This is a genomic window from Streptomyces sirii, from assembly GCF_045690365.1.
In the GTDB taxonomy this organism is placed as follows: Bacteria; Actinomycetota; Actinomycetes; order Streptomycetales; family Streptomycetaceae; genus Streptomyces; species Streptomyces sirii.
The window spans coordinates 1,385,705-1,403,939 of record NZ_CP147982.1; the positions used below are offsets into that span (position 1 = coordinate 1,385,705).

16 protein-coding genes and 1 riboswitch are annotated in these 18,235 nt (G+C 71.9%); of the genes, 7 read left to right on the forward strand and 9 right to left on the reverse strand.

Annotated features, from left to right (window positions below):
* Positions 1-9 precede the first annotated feature (9 nt).
* A complete protein-coding gene (locus WAB15_RS06495; protein ID WP_407285633.1) occupies positions 10-672 on the forward strand; it encodes an FMN-binding negative transcriptional regulator in 663 nt (220 codons plus the stop codon).
* Positions 673-744: 72 nt separating this feature from the next.
* Here the strand turns inward: WAB15_RS06495 and WAB15_RS06500 are convergent, their stop codons facing one another.
* The 3 genes from WAB15_RS06500 to WAB15_RS06510 all read right to left on the reverse strand — a co-directional run bounded on the left by WAB15_RS06500 (position 745) and on the right by WAB15_RS06510 (position 3,647).
* Positions 745-1,725, reverse strand: coding sequence for a DMT family transporter (locus WAB15_RS06500; protein WP_399150702.1), 981 nt, complete (start codon positions 1,723-1,725; stop codon positions 745-747).
* 178 nt (positions 1,726-1,903) lie between these two features.
* The gene (locus WAB15_RS06505) at positions 1,904-3,067 is read right to left on the reverse strand and encodes an EamA family transporter (RefSeq protein WP_399150703.1); all 1,164 of its coding nucleotides are present in this window, start codon (positions 3,065-3,067) and stop codon (positions 1,904-1,906) included.
* Between the two features lie 49 nt (positions 3,068-3,116).
* Positions 3,117-3,647: a Clp protease N-terminal domain-containing protein gene (locus tag WAB15_RS06510; protein WP_399150704.1), complete on the reverse strand. Its 531-nt coding sequence runs from the start codon at positions 3,645-3,647 to the stop codon at positions 3,117-3,119.
* A gap of 330 nt (positions 3,648-3,977) precedes the next feature.
* Between WAB15_RS06510 and WAB15_RS06515 the strand changes: the two genes are divergently transcribed.
* The gene (locus WAB15_RS06515; RefSeq protein ID WP_399150705.1) at positions 3,978-4,406 is read left to right on the forward strand and encodes an SRPBCC family protein; all 429 of its coding nucleotides are present in this window, start codon (positions 3,978-3,980) and stop codon (positions 4,404-4,406) included.
* A 69-nt stretch (positions 4,407-4,475) separates the two neighbouring features.
* On the opposite strand, the gene WAB15_RS06520 is transcribed toward WAB15_RS06515, so the two are convergent.
* Positions 4,476-5,102: a PadR family transcriptional regulator gene (locus WAB15_RS06520; protein ID WP_399150706.1), complete on the reverse strand. Its 627-nt coding sequence runs from the start codon at positions 5,100-5,102 to the stop codon at positions 4,476-4,478.
* Between the two features lie 186 nt (positions 5,103-5,288).
* Here WAB15_RS06520 and WAB15_RS06525 point away from each other — a divergent pair, with 186 nt between their 5' ends.
* Positions 5,289-6,113: a PhzF family phenazine biosynthesis protein gene (locus tag WAB15_RS06525; protein WP_399150707.1), complete on the forward strand. Its 825-nt coding sequence runs from the start codon at positions 5,289-5,291 to the stop codon at positions 6,111-6,113.
* Between the two features lie 94 nt (positions 6,114-6,207).
* On the opposite strand, the gene WAB15_RS06530 is transcribed toward WAB15_RS06525, so the two are convergent.
* Positions 6,208-7,029: a CPBP family intramembrane glutamic endopeptidase gene (locus WAB15_RS06530; RefSeq protein ID WP_399150708.1), complete on the reverse strand. Its 822-nt coding sequence runs from the start codon at positions 7,027-7,029 to the stop codon at positions 6,208-6,210.
* A 193-nt stretch (positions 7,030-7,222) separates the two neighbouring features.
* On the opposite strand from WAB15_RS06530, the gene WAB15_RS06535 reads away from it, so the two are divergent.
* The gene (locus WAB15_RS06535; protein WP_407285634.1) at positions 7,223-9,010 is read left to right on the forward strand and encodes a substrate-binding and VWA domain-containing protein; all 1,788 of its coding nucleotides are present in this window, start codon (positions 7,223-7,225) and stop codon (positions 9,008-9,010) included.
* A gap of 35 nt (positions 9,011-9,045) precedes the next feature.
* Here the strand turns inward: WAB15_RS06535 and WAB15_RS06540 are convergent, their stop codons facing one another.
* Positions 9,046-10,599 carry a glutamate-cysteine ligase family protein gene (locus tag WAB15_RS06540; protein WP_399150710.1) on the reverse strand — a complete coding sequence of 518 codons (1,554 nt, stop codon included), beginning with the start codon at positions 10,597-10,599 and terminating at the stop codon, positions 9,046-9,048.
* 630 nt (positions 10,600-11,229) lie between these two features.
* Here WAB15_RS06540 and WAB15_RS06545 point away from each other — a divergent pair.
* The gene (locus WAB15_RS06545) at positions 11,230-11,817 is read left to right on the forward strand and encodes a hypothetical protein (protein WP_407285635.1); all 588 of its coding nucleotides are present in this window, start codon (positions 11,230-11,232) and stop codon (positions 11,815-11,817) included.
* Positions 11,818-12,149: 332 nt separating this feature from the next.
* On the forward strand, positions 12,150-12,344 hold the full coding sequence (locus WAB15_RS06550; protein ID WP_393494957.1) for a DUF5999 family protein: 195 nt from the start codon (positions 12,150-12,152) through the stop codon (positions 12,342-12,344).
* Between the two features lie 82 nt (positions 12,345-12,426).
* On the opposite strand, the gene gcvP is transcribed toward WAB15_RS06550, so the two are convergent.
* Positions 12,427-15,312, reverse strand: a complete 2,886-nt coding sequence (gene gcvP, locus WAB15_RS06555) for an aminomethyl-transferring glycine dehydrogenase (RefSeq protein ID WP_407285636.1) — start codon at positions 15,310-15,312, stop codon at positions 12,427-12,429.
* Positions 15,313-15,501: 189 nt separating this feature from the next.
* A riboswitch (glycine riboswitch) is annotated at positions 15,502-15,599 on the reverse strand.
* 114 nt (positions 15,600-15,713) lie between these two features.
* On the opposite strand from gcvP, the gene WAB15_RS06560 reads away from it, so the two are divergent.
* Entirely contained in the window at positions 15,714-16,118 is a 405-nt protein-coding gene (locus WAB15_RS06560) for a PRC-barrel domain-containing protein (protein ID WP_393494951.1), read from the forward strand.
* Here the strand turns inward: WAB15_RS06560 and WAB15_RS06565 are convergent.
* Together WAB15_RS06565 and WAB15_RS06570 are read right to left on the reverse strand one after the other, a co-directional pair.
* On the reverse strand, positions 16,007-17,479 hold the full coding sequence (locus WAB15_RS06565) for a DNA polymerase IV (protein ID WP_407285637.1): 1,473 nt from the start codon (positions 17,477-17,479) through the stop codon (positions 16,007-16,009). The two genes, WAB15_RS06560 and WAB15_RS06565, sit on opposite strands and share 112 nt — an antisense overlap.
* Before the next feature lie 66 nt (positions 17,480-17,545).
* Positions 17,546-18,151, reverse strand: coding sequence for a MerR family transcriptional regulator (locus tag WAB15_RS06570; RefSeq protein ID WP_399150714.1), 606 nt, complete (start codon positions 18,149-18,151; stop codon positions 17,546-17,548).
* Positions 18,152-18,235 lie beyond the last annotated feature (84 nt).

The window sequence follows — 18,235 nt, forward strand, 5'->3', positions numbered from 1 at the left end:
GGAGCCACCGTGCTGATCCACCCCTGGGACGCGCCCGGCGACGACGCCGAGTGGCAACACTGGCTCGCGGCACACGACTTCGGCCAGCTGGCCGCCAACGGCCCGCCCGGCGAGCCACCGCTGGTGCAGCCGTTGCACTTCGCCTACGACCCGGAGCGGCGCGAGGCCGTCACGCATCTGGCCCGCCCCAACCCCCTCTGGCGCGCGCTGACCGACCGTCCGACGGTCCTGTTGAGCGTGGTGGACGACTACGCCTTCATTCCCGGCCCCTGGCAGGCGGCCGAGGACCAGCCGCCCGAACACGGCGTCCCCACCAGCTTCTACGCCGCGGTCCAGCTGACCTGCACCGCCCATGTCGTGGACGACCCGGCGGCCAAGGCGGCGCTGCTGGAGCGCCAGATGGGCCACTTCCAGCCGGACGGCGGCTCGGCTCCGGTCGCCGCGGGCGAGGAGCCGTACGGGCGGCTGCTGTCCGGCATCCGTGGTATGCGCCTCGAAGTGCGGGAGGTTCGCGCCAAGTTCAAGTACGGCGGCAAGCGGAGCGAGGCCGTCCAGCACCGTGTCTCGGAGCGCCTCGCCGAGCGCGGCGGCCCCGGGGACGCCGCGGCCCGCAGCCACCAGCAGCGCCGTCTGGCAGCGGCCTCGACTGCCGTCGGGACGCCCACGCCCTGAGGGCCCAAGCGCTCCGGATGCCACCCGGTGGGCGGAGGTGCCCGGCCGAGGCAACCGGCCGGGCACCCGTCCTCAGCCCGCCGCCGGAGCCGTGGACCGGGCGGCCGCCACCGCCCCGCGCGCCTCCGTCACCGCCAGCGCGGCGACCGCCGTCAGCAGCACGCCGGTTCCGACGGCCGTGGCCATGGTGAGCCGCTCTCCCAGGAAGACCACCGCGATGGCCGCGGCCGACACCGGCTCGATCAGCGAGATCACGGAGGCGGTCGCGGCCCGTACAGCCGCCAGCCCCGCGAAGTACAGCCCATAGGCCAGCGCCGTCGGCACCGCCGCGATATAGCCCATCAGCCACAGGCTGCGCCCCAGATCGTGCACCTGGGGCCACAGCCCCTCCACCACCGCGAGCGGCAGCAGGCACAGCGCGGCCACCGCGAACGCGCTGAGCGTCGAGGCGTACGGATCACTGCCGCCGCCCTTGCCCAGCCGCCGGGTGGCCAGCGTCATCGCGGCGCAGCCGGCCGCGGACAGCACGGCGTAGCCGACCCCGGCGGGACGGACGGTCGCGGCGCCGTCCCCGCCGAGGACCAGGATCAGCAGCCCGGTCAGCGCACCGGCGACGGCCGGCACTCCGCCCGCACCGAGCCGTTCGCCCATCGTCACGCGCGCCCCGATGGCGATGAGGACGGGGCCCGCCCCCATGGTGACGACGGTGCCCACAGCCAGGCCCGTGGCCTCGACGGCGGCGAAGTAGGCGGCCTGGAAGACGGCGAGCGCGATACCGGTCACGGCGATGCGCAGGACGCGCCGGCGGATCGGCTCGTACGGAGTGGGGGCGACGGGGGCGCCGGACCGACGGCGGCGCAGCAGCGCCCGTATGGCGAGCAGCAGAAGCAGTCCGCCGAAGGTGCGCCAGAAGGTGAGGGCGATCGGGCCCAGTCCGCTGCCCCGGTAGAGCAGGGCCGCGGCCGCACCCGCGGTACCCCAGGCGGTCGCGGCGAAGGTGACGTACAGCAGCCCCCGGCCCACGGGCAGGGTGGCGGCAGAAGTGGCATGCATGGGAGGTGTGCTCCGGGAAATCCAGTACGGCGCGAGGCGCCGTGGAACGGTCGCGTGGTCCCGTATGCAGGCAGCGACGAACAGCCCGGGCACCTGCCCGGGTCTGGGTTTCCTCGGAGGTCGCCGCCCGCCTTACGCGGCGGGCGGGGGCAGCACGGTCGAATGCATGATCGCCACCCTACGTGGCGCGTGATCCGGCGGACAAGTCGTCCTCGGAGCCGGCCGGAGGCGCTGCGGCCACCGGCGCCGCGGTGCCCGCCGGAGCACCCGCCCCCGCTAGGTCCCCGCTCTCCGCCCCGGCTCCCGCCACCACCACCGACCGCGTCGTCTTCGGCTTGGCCGACTGCGCGATGAAGGCACCGCACAGCACCACCGCCCCGCCCGCGATCTGCGGCGCGGAGAGGTGCTCACCGAGCAGCACCCAGGCCAGGACCGTCGCGATGACCGCCTCCAGGCACGCGACCACACCAGCCACCTGGGGCGAGAGCCGACGGATCGACACCACGCCGGTGAGATAGGCGGCCACCGTCGCGACCAGCACGATCCAGGCGAGCAGCACGACGGCGGGCACTCGGGCGCCGTTCATCTCCGCGCTGCCGCCGAGCACCGACCAGTCCATGCCCCAGGGGCGGGCGATCACCGTGAGGACGACGGCACCGATGAGCAGGCCGTACGCGGCCACACCGAGCGGGTCGGCGGAGTCCTCGTCGTCGGTGCCGTGGTCGGAGAGCACGAAGTAGCCGACCTGGCAGCAGGCCGCGCCGAGCGCGAGGGCCAGACCGATGACGTCGAAACTCAGCCCGGACCAGACCTCGACGACGCAGGCCAGACCGCCCACGGCGAGCACGACGCCGACCGCGGCGGCGCGGGTGACCGGGCGCTTCTGGACGAAGCGGACCCAGCCCAGGACGAGGGCGGGGGCGAGGTATTCGATGAGCAGCGCGACGCCGACGGGAATGCGGGAGAGCGCGGCGAAGTAGCAGGCCTGTACGCCGGCCACGGCGAGCAGGCCGAAGCCGGCGAGCAGGGCGGGCCGACGGCGCGGCAGGTCCCGGTGGCGCCAGGCGATCGGCAGCATCACCAGCGCGGCGCCGGCCACCCGCAGCCAGGTCACATGCAGCGGTTCGAGACCGGCCTCGATCAGCGGCTTGGCGGCCACGCCCGAACCGCCGAAGGCGAGGGCGGACAGCAGGGCGAGGCCCAGGCCCGCGCCACGCCCCCGGGGCGCGCCGTCGCGGCCCGGCGCGGAACCGGACGACGGCTGCCCGGCAGCCGGGGACCCTGGAGTTGCCTGACCCGGACCGGTCGCTGGACCTGCCGGGCTTCCCGAAGACGCGTGCATCGGGTCATCATGACAGCCGCCGTCAGGAGCGCCACCCCCGATACCCCTGTCATTCCTGGCCCGGGCGCTCCCCGTCCAGACGAGCGGCGAGCGCGGCGGTGTCGACGGAGGCCCGGTGCAGAACCTCCACGGCCCGGGATTCGGGGTCGTCCACCAGCGCGGCGAGCAGATCGAGGCAGCCGGCGCGGAGGGCGTAGCGGGCGTGCGCGCGGTCAAGGGCGCCGTCCATGGCGGCGGCCGCGGCCGGCGACCACCCGGGGACGCCGCCTTCGGTGACCATGGGCACCGCGCCGGAGTCCTCGACGGTGCCGTGCCATCGGAGCCCGTAGCCGATACTGCGCTGGACCAGATAGCCGAGCAGCCGCGCCACCTGCGGCCCGCCGTCGAAGGCGGCGCGTACGGCGGGGTCCGATTCCAGCAGTCCGTGCAGCAGATGCGCGGTGTCGACCTGCCGGTCACCGTCGCGCGTGGCCCGCCTGCGGGCAGCGGAGACCACCGACGCGAGCTCGACGGTGAGCTGACTGTCGAGGTCCTCCCGGGCGGAGCCGTCGCCGCCACTGTACGCAGTACGGTTTTGCACAGCTCCCACCCCACCAGCCCCCGAAGCCGGGAACATCCCCGGCCAGAAGCATTTGCGCATCCCACGCTGGTTGGGGACGCCCACGCCGGATCTCCTCCCTAGGGAGGAGATATCCCGCGGAGAAAGTGCGGGGAAATCGTGGAGGGCGGACATTTGGGGCGCCCACCTGCGGTCCAGTGGATCCCTGCCGCACCCCATCCCGGCGTCGAAGCGGGCCACTCCCGGAATCTGACGAGCCATCAGCCAGAGCCGTCCTCGCTATTGAACCTTCACCCCCGTACGACTACGTTCCGCGGCACCAGCCAGGACCGTCACCGAAGGGGTGATCGCATGGCCGAAGTCACCGCCCAGACCCGTATCGAGGCGCCGGCCGGGAAGATCTGGGACCGGCTCACCGACTTCGATGCGTACGGGGAGTGGAACGCCACCCACACCGACTTCCCCAAGGGCGGACCGAAGACGCTTGAGGCGGGCGCGTCCTACGACGAGAACATGAAGCTGATGGGCTTCCCCGCGGAGGTCACCTGGACCGTCCGGGAGCTGGAGCCGGGGCGACTGCTCGACGTCAGGGGCAAGGGCCCGATGGGTGTCAGCCTGGGCATGCGCTATGCGCTCACACCGGACGGCGAGGCGACGACCGTACGGATCGACGGCACGTTCACCGGCGCCGCGGTCTCCCTGATGGCCGGCAAGCTCAAGGACTCGGCGAGCGCCGCGCTGAACGAGTCGCTGCGCAAGCTCGCCGGCCTGGTCTCCTGACTCTCCGGGGGCCGTCCCTTCCGTCCGGCCCCCGGAGGCCGACCACTTCTCTCACCGTCCCGCCCTCGCTCAGTCCTCTTCGGCGAGGATCAGATACAGCTCCTTGCGGGCCTTGTTGACCACCGCCATCGCCTTCTCCCGCTGCTCGGGGCTGCCGGTGGCCCACACCTGACGGAACGCCTCGACCAGGCCGCCGCCCGCCTTGCGTATCTCGTTCATCGCCTCCCAGTCGACGCCGCGGCCGGCGTCCTCCCAGGGGGCGTCGGAGCCGCTGTCGGCCTCGGCGCGCCCGGCGTCGGTCAGCGAGAACAGCTTCTTGCCGCCCTCGCTGGCGCTGGCGATCAGCCCCTCGTCCTCCAGGAGCTGCAGGGTCGGATAGACCGAGCCGGGGCTCGGCTTCCACGCCCCGCCGCTGCGCTCGGCGATCTCCTGGATCATTTCGTAGCCGTGCATCGGGCGGTCCTTGAGCAGCGCCAGTATCGAAGCGCGCACATCACCGCGGCGCGCCCGGCCGCGCGGTCCGCCGCGCCCTCGGCCGCCACCGAAAGGCGGACCCCCGAAGGGCGGACCGAAGGAGCCGAAAGCGGAACGCCGCCGCTCCCAGCCACCCCCGAATTCCCCACGGCCGCCGGAGCGGCCGGGTCCGCAGTTGTCGTGGCGATGCTCGTGCCCGTGGTCGTGTCCTTGGGAACGCATGTCGTTCTCCTTCTCTATCGTTGAGCTGTCGCGAATCTGTCGCGATGCCTCAACGATATATCGGGACTGTTCGCCGAAGCAAGGCCCCGAACTGCATCCGCATGCGGTCGACCGGCCACCATCCATAGCCAATTTCCTGGAATTGGCCTTGGCCTGCGGCTTTGTGGCACCTCTACGCTCGCGACCATGAGGATTCGTATCGTCGACGCCTTCAGTGCGCGTCCGTTCACCGGCAACCCCGCGGGAGTCGTCCTCCTCGACTCCGACGCGTTCCCCGATACGGCCTGGCTCCAGCAGGTCGCCACCGAGGTCAACCTCTCCGAGACCGCCTTCGCGCACCCGCTGCCCGAGGGCGGGGACGCCGACTGGGCGCTGCGCTGGCTCACCCCGGCCACCGAGGTGAACATGTGCGGGCACGCCACTTTGGCCACCGCGCACGTTCTGCACACCACCGGGGCGGCCACCACCGGCACCGTCCGCTTCCGTACCCGCAGCGGGGTGCTGACCACGACGGCCGGCGACGACGGCACGATCACCATGGACTTCCCGACCGCGCCGCTGACACCCGTAGAGGTACCGTCGCTCGTCGCGGACGCACTGGGCACCGAGATCCGGTCTGCCCACGACACCGGGCCCGATGTCGGCGACCTCCTGGTCGAGCTGGCCGACGAGAGCTCCGTACGGGCGCTGTCGCCGGATCTCAGGGCGCTGGCCGGGCACGGCGGCCGAGGGGTGATCGCCACCGCGCGCGCCGAAGACCCCATCGGCGGCTACGACTTCGTCTCGCGCTGCTTCTTCCCGGCGGTGGGCATCGACGAGGACCCGGTAACGGGCAGCGCGCACACCGCGCTCGCCCCCTTCTGGTCGGCCCGCATGGGGCGCGACTCACTGATCGGGCGGCAGGGCTCGGCCCGTACCGGCTATGTCCGCACCGAGCTGCGCGGCGACCGTACGCTGCTCACCGGCTCGGCCGTCACGGTGATCGACGGCGAACTGCTGGTCAAGGACTGACAGAAGAGCAGCCGGCCGGCAACTGGGGGAAGAGCAGCCGGCCGAGGGTTGAGGGAAGGCAAAGAGGGCGAGGGCATCGGCCCTCGCCCTCGCCTCACCCCGTAGGCAGCCACCCCACCTTGCCCGCCAGCAGGGCGAACCCGACGAAGGCCACGATGTCGATCAGGGCGTGCGCGGCGACCAGCGGGCCGACCCGGCCCCACCGCCGGTAGAGCAGGACGAAGATCACGCCCATCACCATGTTGCCGACGAGGCCACCGATGCCCTGATAGAGGTGGTAGGAACCGCGCAGCACCGAGCTGGCCGCCAGCGCCGCCATCGGCGACCACTCCAACTGCCCCAGTCTGCGCAGCAGATACCCGACGACGATGACCTCCTCCAGGACGGCGTTCTGCACCGCGGAGGCGATCAGCACCGGGATCTTCCACCACACCTCGGGCAGCGCCTCGGGGATCACCGTCAGATTGAATCCGGCCGCCCGCGCACCCAGATAGAGCAGCAGACCGCTGCCCCCTATGGCGGCCGCCAGCGCCACGCCCCGGCTCAGGTCGAAGCCGGGCCGCCGCCGGTCGAAGCCGATCGCCCGCAGTCCGCCGACCCGTTCACGCAGCAGCAGATGCGCGACCAGCGCCACGGGCACCAGCGCGCTCGCGATCCCGAACAGCTGCCAGGCGAGATCCAGCCACGGCCGGCCCGGCGCATGGGAGCCGTTGAGCGTCGCCGCCTGGTCCTTGAGGCCACCGGGCTTGGTCACCGACCCGATGAAGCTGATGAGCGCCGACAGCGCGCTGGCGCCCAGCGAGAGGGCCAGGACGATCAGCGTCTCGCTGCGCAGGACGCGCCGGGACGGCTCCTCGGCCGTCCCCGCCGCTGTCCCCGCACCGGGCCCTCGCCCCGGAACGTCCGCATCGGCCACGGGACTTGTATCCGACTGCACGCTTCCTCCACTTCCGCATTACCGCCTCTTCGCCACCACCGCCCCGCTAGGGTCTCGACAGCAGGTACGAAGATCGCGCGCGACAGGCCGGGGACGGGCGCCATCCACGTGGCGCGCGGTCCCCCTTCTCATCGAACCCGATCGAGCTCCGAGAAGGAGAGGCGCTACCGCAATGGGACGACACAGCTTGCCGGACGGCTCCGCACCGCGGCGCACGGGGTCCCGCCCCGGTGCACGTCGTCGCACCCTGGTCGTCTCCACCAGCCTGGCCCTCGCCGTCGGCGCCGGCTCGGTCGTCGCCCTGCGCGGCGATCTGCTCCCCTTCGGCGACCCGTGCGGCGACACCTCGGTGCGGCTCGACGTGGCCGCCTCGCCCGACATCGCCCCGGCACTGTCGGCGGTGGCCGAAACGGCCCGTGAGGACGCGACACGCACCGACGGCCGATGCCTCGACGTCAAGGTCACCGCGCGCCCCTCCCACGAGATAACCGACTCCTTCGCGCAGCGGCCGGTCGACCCCGAGTTCCAGGTATGGATACCGGATTCGCAGCTGTGGGTGGACCGGGTCGACGCGGAGGGCGGCACCCCGTTGACCGCCGCCGACGGCATCGCCTCGTCGCCGATCGCGCTGGGCGCCGTCCCGAAGACCGCCAAGGCCCTGGGCTGGCCGAAGCAGAGCTACACCTGGACCGAACTGGCCCGGAAGGCGACATCCGGCGACGCGCTGCGCCTGGGTGTGGCCGACCCCGCCCGCAGCGCCACCGGGCTGCTCGCCCTGGCCCGTATCCACGCCGCCGACACCACCGAGGCCAAGGACGACGACGAGGCCGAGGTCCGCACCGCCGCCACGGCGAAGCTCCTCGCCCAGCGGGTCGCGGACGGCGACGGCCAGATACTGGCCACGCTGCCGGGCGACGACTCCGGCGCCGAGCAGGGCAATCCCCGCCGCAATCAGGCCCTGCTGCTGTCCGAGCAGGCCGCCTACGCCCACAACACCCGCGACGACGGCGGCCCGGGACTCAAGCTGTTCTACCCCAAGGGCGGCACCGCCCAGCTCACCTACCCGTACACGCTGGTCGACGACGGCGCGCTCAGTCCCGAGCAGACCCGCGCCGCCAACCGCTTCATGACGCTGCTGGGCGAGCCCGGCGGGCAGCGCACGCTGCGCGCGCACGGCTTCCGGCCCGGCAACGGCACGGCGGTCGCGAAGGTGGCGGACACGGCCGGCGGGCGCGCCGCCCAGCCGTACTCCGTCACGCCCGCCGATCAGCCGACGGCCAAGGAACTACGGGCGCTGCTGGGCATGTGGACGATCACGGTGCAGAGCGCCCGGATCTCGACCGTCGTGGACGCCTCGGCGTCGATGGGCAGTCCGGTTCCGGGCCGGGACGGCCGGTCCCGTATGGACCTCGCCAGGAACTCCCTCCTCCAGGCGCTGGCCACGTTCACGCCCGAGGACGAGATCGGGCTGTGGAAGTTCGCCACCCTTCTGGACGGCGGCAAGGACTACGTGGAGCTGTCGCCCACCCGGCGCCTCGGCGACCGGGACGAGGACGGCGCCACCCACCGTGACGCGCTCGCCGCCGCGTTCGGCTCGCTGGCCCCGGTCCCCCATGGCGCCACCGGTCTGTACGACACCACGCTCGCCGCGTACCGCAGCGCCCGTGCGACGTATGCGAGCGGGAAGTTCAACGCGGTGGTCGTCGTCACCGACGGCGCCAACGACGATGCCGCCGGCATCTCTCTCAGCGCCCTGGTCGGCGAGTTGGAGAAGCTCTCCTCCCCGGACCGTCCGGTACCGCTGATCGCCCTCGCGATCGGCCCGGAAGCCGACGAGTCCGCCCTGGACCGCATCGTGGCGCCCACCGGCGGCTCGGCGCACCGCGTCAGCGACCCGTCCCAGATCCACCGGGTGATCCTCAAGGCGATCATGGCGGCGGGCGGCACGGGACGGCGCTGAGCGGGCCCGCCACCCGTGGGCGGGCCCGCCGCGCGCTACGCGCCCCCGGTCGCCGCCTGCCGCGGTCCCGGTACCGTCGACCGCTCGCCGAGCGCCCAGGCCACCGGCCAGGTGTGCACCGGCCGGCCGGCGTGCATCAGCTCGCTGTAGCGCCGGGTCATCGCGGCGAGCGCGGCGTCCCGGTCCAGGCCCTGCCGCCGGGCGTGGTGGAAAGCCGCGGCCTGCCAGGACGCGCCGTTCACCCGGCGCCGGCAGCGCTCCTCGATGATGGCCAGATAGCGGTCGCGGTCGGCCGGTTCCACCCCCCAGGCGTCCAGCCCGCGGGCCGCCAGCGGCAGCAGCTCCTGGCGTACGAGCCGTACGGCCGGGATCTCGGCGAGCGTGCCGGCCCGCCCGGGACGCGGCCAGAGCAGGGTGGCGTCGATGCCGTGCCGGCAGGCGGTGTCGAAGTTCCGGGCCGCGGTGGCGAACGGAAGGCGCGACCATATGGGGCGCGGTTCCTCGGCCAGCGCCCGCACCACGCCGTAGTAGAAGGCGGTGTTGGCGATCACGTCGGCGACGGTGGGGCCGGCCGGCAGCACCCGGTTCTCGACCCTGAGGTGGGCGACACCGTCGGCGACCGCGTAGACGGGCCGGTTCCAGCGGTAGACCGTGCCGTTGTGCAGCACCAGTTCGGCGAGGTCCGGCACCCCGCCCTCGTCGAGGACGCGCAGCGGCTCCTGCGGGCCGCACAGGGGCAGCAGCGGCGGGAAGAAGCGCAGGTTCTCCTCGAAGAGGTCGTATGCGGAGCTGATCCAGCGCTCACCGAACCACGTACGGGGGCGTACGCCCTGGGCCGTCAGCTCGGGCACGCGGGTGTCGGTGGCCTGCTGGAAGACCGGCGGCCGCGACTCGCGCCACAGTTCACGGCCGAAGAGGAACGGCGAGTTGGCGCCGACCGCCACCTGAACGGCGGCGATGGCCTGGGCCGCGTTCCAGACGGCGGCGAAGCGGCCGGGCGTCACCTGGAGGTGCAACTGGACGGATGTGCAGGCGGCCTCCGGCGCGATCGAGGGCGAGCGGGCGACCAGGTGCTCGACGCCCTGGATGTCGAGTACGAAGTCCTCGCCACGGGCCGCCCTCATCTGCTCGTTGAGCAGCACATAGCGGTCGTTCTCGGAGAGGCTGGCCGCCGTGAGGTCGTCGGCGTGCAGGGTCGGCAGAATGCCGATCATCACGATCCTGGCGGCGACCTCGCGGGCTTTCCTTTCCGCGTAGGCCAGGCCCGTACGGAGTTCCTCGGCGAGCTGGTCCAGGACATGGCCAGACAAGCGGTGCGGCAGGATGTTGACTTCCAGGTTGCACTGCGCGAGTTCGGTCTGGAAATCGCGGCTGGCGATGCGCTCGAGAACCTGGGAGTTCATCATGCGGGGCAGGCCGTCCGGGCCGGCCAGATTGAGCTCGATCTCCAGGCCCATGAGATTCCTGGGCCGATCGAACCGCTTCTCCGCCAGCAGCCTCTGCAAGCTCTCAAGGCACTCGTGAAGCTTTCTTCGATAACGCTCCCGGTCCGCCAGGTCGATCCCGCCCGCGGCGACCTTCTCCCCCATCGAAGGGTCCCTCCTTGACTGAACGGCCCGCCGCCACGGGCCGCTTGGGGCCGTCCCCGACACGCCGGGGCTCGCGCTACGGTCGATGATGCCCCGGCAATCTGATCGATAACGCCTCAGGGGCGTGCCGGTACCGATAGGCTCGAAGTGGTGCGGCGTCCGGCATCTTCCCCGGGCATATCCAGGTGGCCATCGCCGTTCGCATTTCACTCGTGAAATTCACCGACGAGATCCGGCCTACCGCACCGGAGCGCAATTACGAGGTGACATCGCAAAGGCACCGTACAAAGCGGTGAAAAACGCCTCGTGCGAGGGTCTGGATTCTGCCTTGCCGTAAATCCGCAAGGCAGGTAGCCGAAACACTTTCAGAACATACGTCGTATAAACTCCCGCTCACGAGGCAGAGAGTTGACGCCCAGCGTCGTGGTGATTTCGCCGGTGCTGGGGCGCAGCGGCCAGGGCGTGCCCGGTGGGTCTACGCGGATCGATCCCGCGCCGACCCACCGGGCACGCCCTACCCCACGCCCGGCCGCAGTCCCCGGGGCCGGCCATGCTCTGTCCCCGCACGCAGACAGCGCCGTTTGCACCCGCCACGCTCCACCGTGTCTCTGAAGTGAGAGGCGACCCACCATGCCGCTGCACGTTCCCCCCGCCCCCGCGTCCGCGTTGCGCAGCGTTCTCACCGCCCTCGGCTCGCCCACGGCCGTCCGCGAGGCCCCCGTCCCCGGGCTGCGCGCCCATCAGGGCCCGCTCTGCCCCGACCACCCGCTGCCGCTCCACGTATGGGACGACGTCAGCAAGACCGGCGGCACACCACTGACCCGTCTGGCCGGCTGGAGCTTCCTGGTCCGCGGCGGGGAGCGGGCCGTGGCGACGGCCGAGGCGATACTCACCGCGGACGGCTGGATGTTCGCACGCTTCTGCGGCGGCCCCTATGTCGCCTCGACCGAGCGGGCGCTGGTGCAGGCGGAGTCGCTGAACGCGCCCTACCAGCCGCGGCTGCTGTCCGTCCCCGAGCTGTACATGCTGACGCTGTGGCTGCACCACGACGTCACCGCCGACGGCGCCGAGGGCCTGCCCGCAGCGGGTGATCTGCTGGTTCCGCTGGCACCCGCCCCGCCGGGGATCGCCGCCCACCGTCCGCACCACGTCGCCGATCTGCTGCCCCGGCTCACCCGGCGCCTGACGCCCGCCCCACTGCTGCGCGAACCCGCCTGATCCGGCGCACCGGCCGTGCCCCCGCGCCCCGATGCACGCGGGCCGACGAGAGCGTGCCCCGCGGCCCTTCCCGGCCGCGGGGCGCTGTCGTACTCACCCGCGCGGGCTAGTCCATCGATACCACTGCCAACGCCCTTGGAGAGGAGTGCAATTGGAAGCAACCGCCCGCATGGGTGACGCGTCGATACCGAGTGAGTACCGCTGCTGCGAAATCCCTGCGGAATCCCGTCCGTAGGGCAACACTGGAACCGACCGAGAGAAACGGGGGAGCGGCCATGACCACCACATCGAGCCGCACGACGTTCACCACACCGCAGCGAAAGACAACTTCCATGTGTCAGCACCAACCGCCTTGCCCGTCAGCAGACTCCACCGACCGGGAGGCCGCACACCTTGTGGCGCACCACCCCGAGCAGGGCTGGAGCCTGCTCTGCAACGGCGTCCTGCTCTTCGAGGACACCGGTGAGCTGCTGCCGGACGGGCAGGTCATCGCCCCGCACCGCACCCGGGTCACCGCAGCGGCCTGATCCGCGGACACCCGGCACGTACAACAGGGCCCCCGGCAGATCTGCCGAGGGCCCTTGATGTTGCCCTGACGGGCCGTGTCGATCAGTTGTCGTACTCGTCCAGCGGGGGGCAGGAGCAGACGAGGTTGCGGTCGCCGAAGGCACCGTCGACACGGCGCACCGGCGGCCAGTACTTCTCCGCCGCCGTGACGCCCGCCGGGAAGACGGCCTCCTCGCGGCTGTAGGCGTGGTTCCAGTCGCCGCCGAGCGCGGCCGCGGTGTGCGGGGCGTTGCGCAGCGGGTTGTCGTCCTTGTCCCACTCCCCCGAGCCGACCTTCTCGATCTCGGCGCGGATGGCGATCATCGCGTCGCAGAAGCGGTCCAGCTCGTCGAGGTCCTCGCTCTCGGTCGGCTCGATCATCAGCGTGCCGGCCACCGGGAAGGACATCGTCGGTGCGTGGAAGCCGTAGTCGATCAGCCGCTTGGCGACGTCGTCGATGCTCACGCCGGTCGCCTTGGTCAGCGGCCGGACGTCGATGATGCACTCGTGCGCCACCAGGCCGCCGGGGCCGGTGTAGAGCACCGGGTAGTGCGGCTCCAGGCGCTTGGCGATGTAGTTCGCGCTGAGGACCGCCACCTGGGTGGCGCGCTTGAGGCCCTCGCCGCCCATGAGGCGGACGTACGCCCAGGAGATCGGCAGGATGCCGGCCGAGCCCCAGGGAGCCGCGGAGATCGGCCCGACGCCCGTCTCGGGGCCCGCGGTGGGCTGCAGCGGGTGGTTGGGCAGGTACGGCGCCAGGTGGGCGCGCACGGCGACCGGGCCGACACCGGGGCCGCCGCCACCGTGCGGGATGCAGAAAGTCTTGTGCAGGTTGAGGTGCGAGACGTCGCCGCCGAACTTGCCGGGCTCGGCGAGCCCGACCAGCGCGTTGAGGTTGGCGCCGTCGACGTAGACCTGACCGCCGGCGTCGTGCACCGTGGCGCAGATCTGGGTGATGTGCTCCTCGAAGACGCCATGCGTGGAGGGGTAGGTCACCATCAGGACCGCGAGCTCGTCACGGTGCTTGTCGATCTTGGCGTGCAGATCGTCGGTGTCGACCTCGCCGTCCTCGCCGGTCTTGACGACGACGACCTTCATGCCCGCCATGACGGCGCTGGCGGCGTTGGTGCCGTGCGCCGAGGACGGGATCAGGCAGACCGTGCGCTGCGCGTCCCCGTTGGCGCGGTGGTAGGCGCGGACGGCCAGCAGGCCGGCCAGCTCGCCCTGCGAGCCGGCGTTCGGCTGGATGGAGACCTTGTCGTAGCCGGTGACCGTCGCCAGCCGCTCCTCCAGCTCCTGTATCAGCGTCAGATAGCCCTCGGCCTGCTCGGCCGGTGCGAACGGGTGCAGCTGACCGAACGCGGGCCAGGTGACCGGCTCCATCTCGGTGGTGGCGTTCAGCTTCATCGTGCAGGAGCCGAGCGGGATCATGCCGCGGTCCAGCGCGTAGTCCTTGTCGGCGAGGGTGCGCAGGTAGCGCAGCATCGCGGTCTCGGAACGGTGCTGGTGGAAGACCGGGTGGGCGAGGTAGTCGTCCGTGCGCAGCAGCTCCTGCGGCAGCGATTCGGCGGCCGCCGCGTCCAGCTGCTCGACGTCGCCCTGCACGCCGAAGGCGCCCCAGACGCCGGCCAGCTGCGCGCGTCCGGTGGTCTCGTCGCAGGCGATGCCGACCAGGTCGGCGTCGACCTGGCGGAGGTTGACGCCGGCCTCGCGGGCGGCGGCGACGACCTCGGCGGCCCGGCCGGGCACCCGCGCGGTCAGGGTGTCGAAGTACGCACCGTGCACGATCTCCACACCGCCCGCCCGCAGGCCCTCGGCGAGGACGGCAGCGTAGCGGTGGGTGCGCTGGGCGATGGTGCGCAGGCCCTCGGGGCCGTGGTAGACGGCGTACATCCCGGCCATGACGGCGAGCAGCACCTGCGCGGTGCAGATGTTGCTGGTGGCCTTCTCACGGCGGATGTGCTGCTCGCGGGTCTGCAGCGCGAGGCGGTAGGCCTTGTTGCCGTCGGCGTCGACGGAGACGCCCACCAGGCGGCCGGGCAGGCTGCGGGCGAACTGGTCACGTACGGCCATGAAGCCGGCGTGCGGTCCGCCGAAGCCCATCGGGACGCCGAAGCGCTGGGTGGTGCCGACCGCGATGTCCGCGCCGAGCTCGCCGGGCGAGGTCAGCAGCGTCAGGGCGAGCAGATCGGCGGCCACGGTGACGATCGCGCCGAGCCCGTGGGCCTGCTCGATGACGGCACGGGGGTCGCGCACCGCGCCGGAGGCACCGGGGTACTGCAGCAGTACGCCGAAGACGCCCCGCTCGGCGATCTCTGCGGGGATGCCGTCGGACAGGTCCGCGACGACGACCTCGACGCCGGTGGGCTCGGCGCGGGTCTGGATCACGGCGACGGTCTGCGGCAGGCAGTCGGCATCGACCAGGAAGACGCCCTGCTTGACCTTGCCGACGCGGCGGGAGAGCGCCATCGCCTCGGCGGCGGCGGTGCCCTCGTCCAGCAGGGAGGCACCGGAGGTGGGCAGTCCGGTCAGCTCCGCGACCATGGTCTGGAAGTTCAGCAACGCCTCCAGGCGGCCCTGCGAGATCTCCGGCTGGTAGGGCGTGTACGCCGTGTACCAGGCCGGGTTCTCCATGACGTTGCGCAGGATCACCGGCGGGGTGAACGTGCCGTAGTAGCCCAGGCCGATCATGGAGGCCAGCACCTGGTTGCGCTCCGCCAGGCCGCGCAGCTCCTGGAGGACCTCGGCCTCGGTGCGGCCCTGCGGCAGGCCCAGCGCCTCCGCGCTCTTGATCACATCGGGTACGGCGGTGGCCGTCAGCTCGTCCAACGACCCGAAGCCGACGTGCGCGAGCATCTTCGCCTGCGCCTCGTGGTCGGGGCCGATGTGCCGACGCTCGAACGGAATGCCCTGTTCAAGCTCGGTCAGGGAGATGCGATTGGTGGTCATCTGCGGGGGCCTCCTGGTCAATACGACCTACGAGGGGCACCACGGCGCGGGTGCCCGGACGGCCTCCCCCTCTGTCATCTCAACCTGAGAGCTTCACCGGCCCGCGCGAGGCGGCCCGGCTTTCACCGTCGGTGAGGAGGGGTTACGGCGCTGTACTCGTCCGCGGCCCGCCCTGCTTTCCAGAGTGACCTCGCCCATGCGGTACGTGTGCCTGAGAGATTCCGGGGAGGATTTGCTCCTTCGGCGCCCTGGTCGCGAACGACAAAGGACTCTCCCGCATGGGTTCTGCGGCCATTGGCCAGCCTACCAGCGCACCACTCGAAGGATCCTTCGAGTGGCCAGGGCATGAAATGTGCCGTTTGGTAGTTGTCATAGGGCAGTTGCGACCAATTGGAGGGGTTGTGCAAACCGATATCGATCCCCGGAGCCTGATCGGCCGCAAAGCGTTCGACCGGAACGGCGCGAAAATAGGCACGATCGACGAGGTATACCTCGACGACGCGACGGGGGAACCGGAGTGGGCGGCCGTGCGCACCGGACTCTTCAGCCGGGACGCGTTCGTTCCCCTTGAACCCAGCAAAATGGTCGGCGAGGGCCTGCACATCCCCTACGACCGCAAGCTGATCAAGGACGCCCCGGACTTCGGCGTGGGCCGCCACCTCTCCCCTGAGCAGGAGCTCCAGCTCTACCACCACTACCGGTTGGACATCTCCTCACCGGAACCCGGTCCGGCTTCCTCCGGCAAGGAGGACGGCTCCGACGGCCCCGACAAGGACTTCGGCAAGATCGCCGGCTCGGAGGACTGACCTCCTTCCGGCCCGCCGCCCACCAGCGGCAACGGCTCACCCGGCCGCAGCGCCGGGTCCTCGACGGCGAAGGTCCGCACCCTCCCCGGTGCGGACCACGGCGTCTCGAAGCGTACGGTCACCCTCCCCACGCCGCTTCCCTGCACCCAACCGGCGCCGAACTCCTCGTGCACCACGTCCAGCCCCGGATGCCAGCGCCGCGGCCGCTCCTCCTCCGGCTCCCCTGCGCCGGCCTCCTCCCCCGCCGACTCCGCGGCCGCCTTCGCCAGCTCCCCGGCCTCCCGCTCCGTCGCCAGCTGGGCGAACAGATCCTCCTGGGTGAAGTCCGCCAGCCCGCTGACCCCCACGCCCAGCAGCCGCACCCCGCCGGTGGTGTCCACCGTCTCCAGCAGCCGCACGGCGGCCTCCCGTACGACCGAGGGGTCGTCGGTGGGCCCGCGGAGCGTCTCCGAGCGGGTCAGCGTCGAGAAGTCGTAGTTCCGCACCTTGATCACCACCGTCCGCCCGGAGCGTCCGGCCGCCCGCAGCCGCTGGACGCAGCGGTCGGCCAGCCGCACCATCTCGTTCCGCACCCGCGTCCGGTCGGTCAGATCGACCTCGAAGGTGTCCTCGACCGAAATCGACTTGGCGTCCCGCTCGGCCACCACGGGGCGGTCGTCCCGGCCCAGCGCCATCGCGTACAGCCCCGCGCCGTGCGCCTTGCCCAGGAGCCGGACCAGCTCGGCCTCGCCGGCCTCCGCGGTCTCCGCGACGGTGTGGATCCCGGCCCGGCGCAGTGTCTCGGCCGTCGCCGGACCCACCCCGGGCAGCGTCCGCACCGTCATGGGGCCCAGCAGCTCCCGCTCCGTGCCGGGCTCGATCACCACCAGGCCGTCCGGCTTCGCCGCCTCGGACGCGATCTTCGCCAGCATCTTGGCGCCCGCGAGCCCCACCGAGCCGGTCAGACCCGTCGCGGCCCGGATGTCGCGCCGCAGTCGCTCCCCCACGGCGCGTACAGCGGCGGTCTCGGCCGGCACCCCGCCCGCTTCCAGGTCCACGAAGGCCTCGTCCAGGCTCAGCGGCTCGACGAGCGGCGACAGCTCGTGCAGCAGCCCCATCACCGTGTCACTCACTTGGCGGTACAGGGCGAAGCGAGGGCTGAGATAGGCGGCATTGGGGCACAGCCGGCGCGCCTGGGCCGTGGGCATCGCGGAGCGGACCCCGAAGATCCGGGCTTCGTACGACGCCGTGGCGACCACGCCCCGCGGCCCGATCCCGCCGACCACCACGGGCTTGCCGCGCAGGCTGGGCTTGGCCGCCTGCTCGGCGGCCGCGTAGAACGCATCCATGTCCAGATGCAGAATCGTCGGCGCGGGTCTCACACGTCCGATGCTGCCGCATGGCACTGACATTCGACCCGACGCCGGGCCGGGACCGCTGGACCGGGCTCAGCCGGCCCTGTGGCGCCGCCGCGCCAGCTCGTCGTGCGGGTTCTTCCCCATCAGCGTCTCGCCGGTGTCCACGCGCTCCCCGTGGAGCTGTGACAGCGCACCCTCCACGTCCCGCCACACCACGCCCACCGCGATGCCGAAGACGCCCTGGCCGCCCTGGAGCAGATCGACGACCTGGTCGGGCGAGGTGCACTCGTAGACCGTCGCGCCATCGCTCATCAGCGTCATCCGCGTCAGGTCCGCCAGCCCGCGCGCACGCAGATGCTGCACGGCGGTGCGGATGTTCTGCAGCGACACCCCGGTGTCCAGCAGCCGCTTGACGATCTTCAGGACGACGACGTCCCGGAAGCTGTAGAGCCGCTGGGTGCCGGAGCCGTACGCGGGCCGGATACTCGGCTCCACCAGGCCCGTACGCGCCCAGTAGTCGAGCTGCCGGTAGGTGATGCCCGCTGCCGCGCATGCGGTCGGGCCGCGATAGCCGATGTTCTGCGCCTCGCAGTCCCCCGACACCGCCGCGGCCGGTGCCGGGGCATGGTTCGCGGCCGCGCCCGAGTGGAGCGGCAACGCCCCTTCCGCCGCCATACCGTCGCCGGTGATTGCCACGCCGCCCTCCGTCCTCCACGTCCCGGACGGGACCTGCCATATCGACGGTATGCAGTCACTCGGGGTGCGTCAACGATCGCCGCG

Coding starts and splice junctions, on each gene's coding strand:
- WAB15_RS06505 (WP_399150703.1), bottom strand. CDS start 3,067: ATGCACGCGTCTTCGGGAAGCCCGGCAGGTCCAGCGACCGGTCCGGGT.
- WAB15_RS06550 (WP_393494957.1), top strand. CDS start 12,150: ATGTGTCAGCACCAACCGCCTTGCCCGTCAGCAGACTCCACCGACCGG.
- WAB15_RS06500 (WP_399150702.1), bottom strand. CDS start 1,725: ATGCATGCCACTTCTGCCGCCACCCTGCCCGTGGGCCGGGGGCTGCTG.
- WAB15_RS06525 (WP_399150707.1), top strand. CDS start 5,289: ATGAGGATTCGTATCGTCGACGCCTTCAGTGCGCGTCCGTTCACCGGC.
- WAB15_RS06545 (WP_407285635.1), top strand. CDS start 11,230: ATGCCGCTGCACGTTCCCCCCGCCCCCGCGTCCGCGTTGCGCAGCGTT.
- WAB15_RS06535 (WP_407285634.1), top strand. CDS start 7,223: ATGGGACGACACAGCTTGCCGGACGGCTCCGCACCGCGGCGCACGGGG.
- WAB15_RS06515 (WP_399150705.1), top strand. CDS start 3,978: ATGGCCGAAGTCACCGCCCAGACCCGTATCGAGGCGCCGGCCGGGAAG.
- WAB15_RS06540 (WP_399150710.1), bottom strand. CDS start 10,599: ATGGGGGAGAAGGTCGCCGCGGGCGGGATCGACCTGGCGGACCGGGAG.
- WAB15_RS06520 (WP_399150706.1), bottom strand. CDS start 5,102: ATGCGTTCCCAAGGACACGACCACGGGCACGAGCATCGCCACGACAAC.
- gcvP (WP_407285636.1), bottom strand. CDS start 15,312: ATGACCACCAATCGCATCTCCCTGACCGAGCTTGAACAGGGCATTCCG.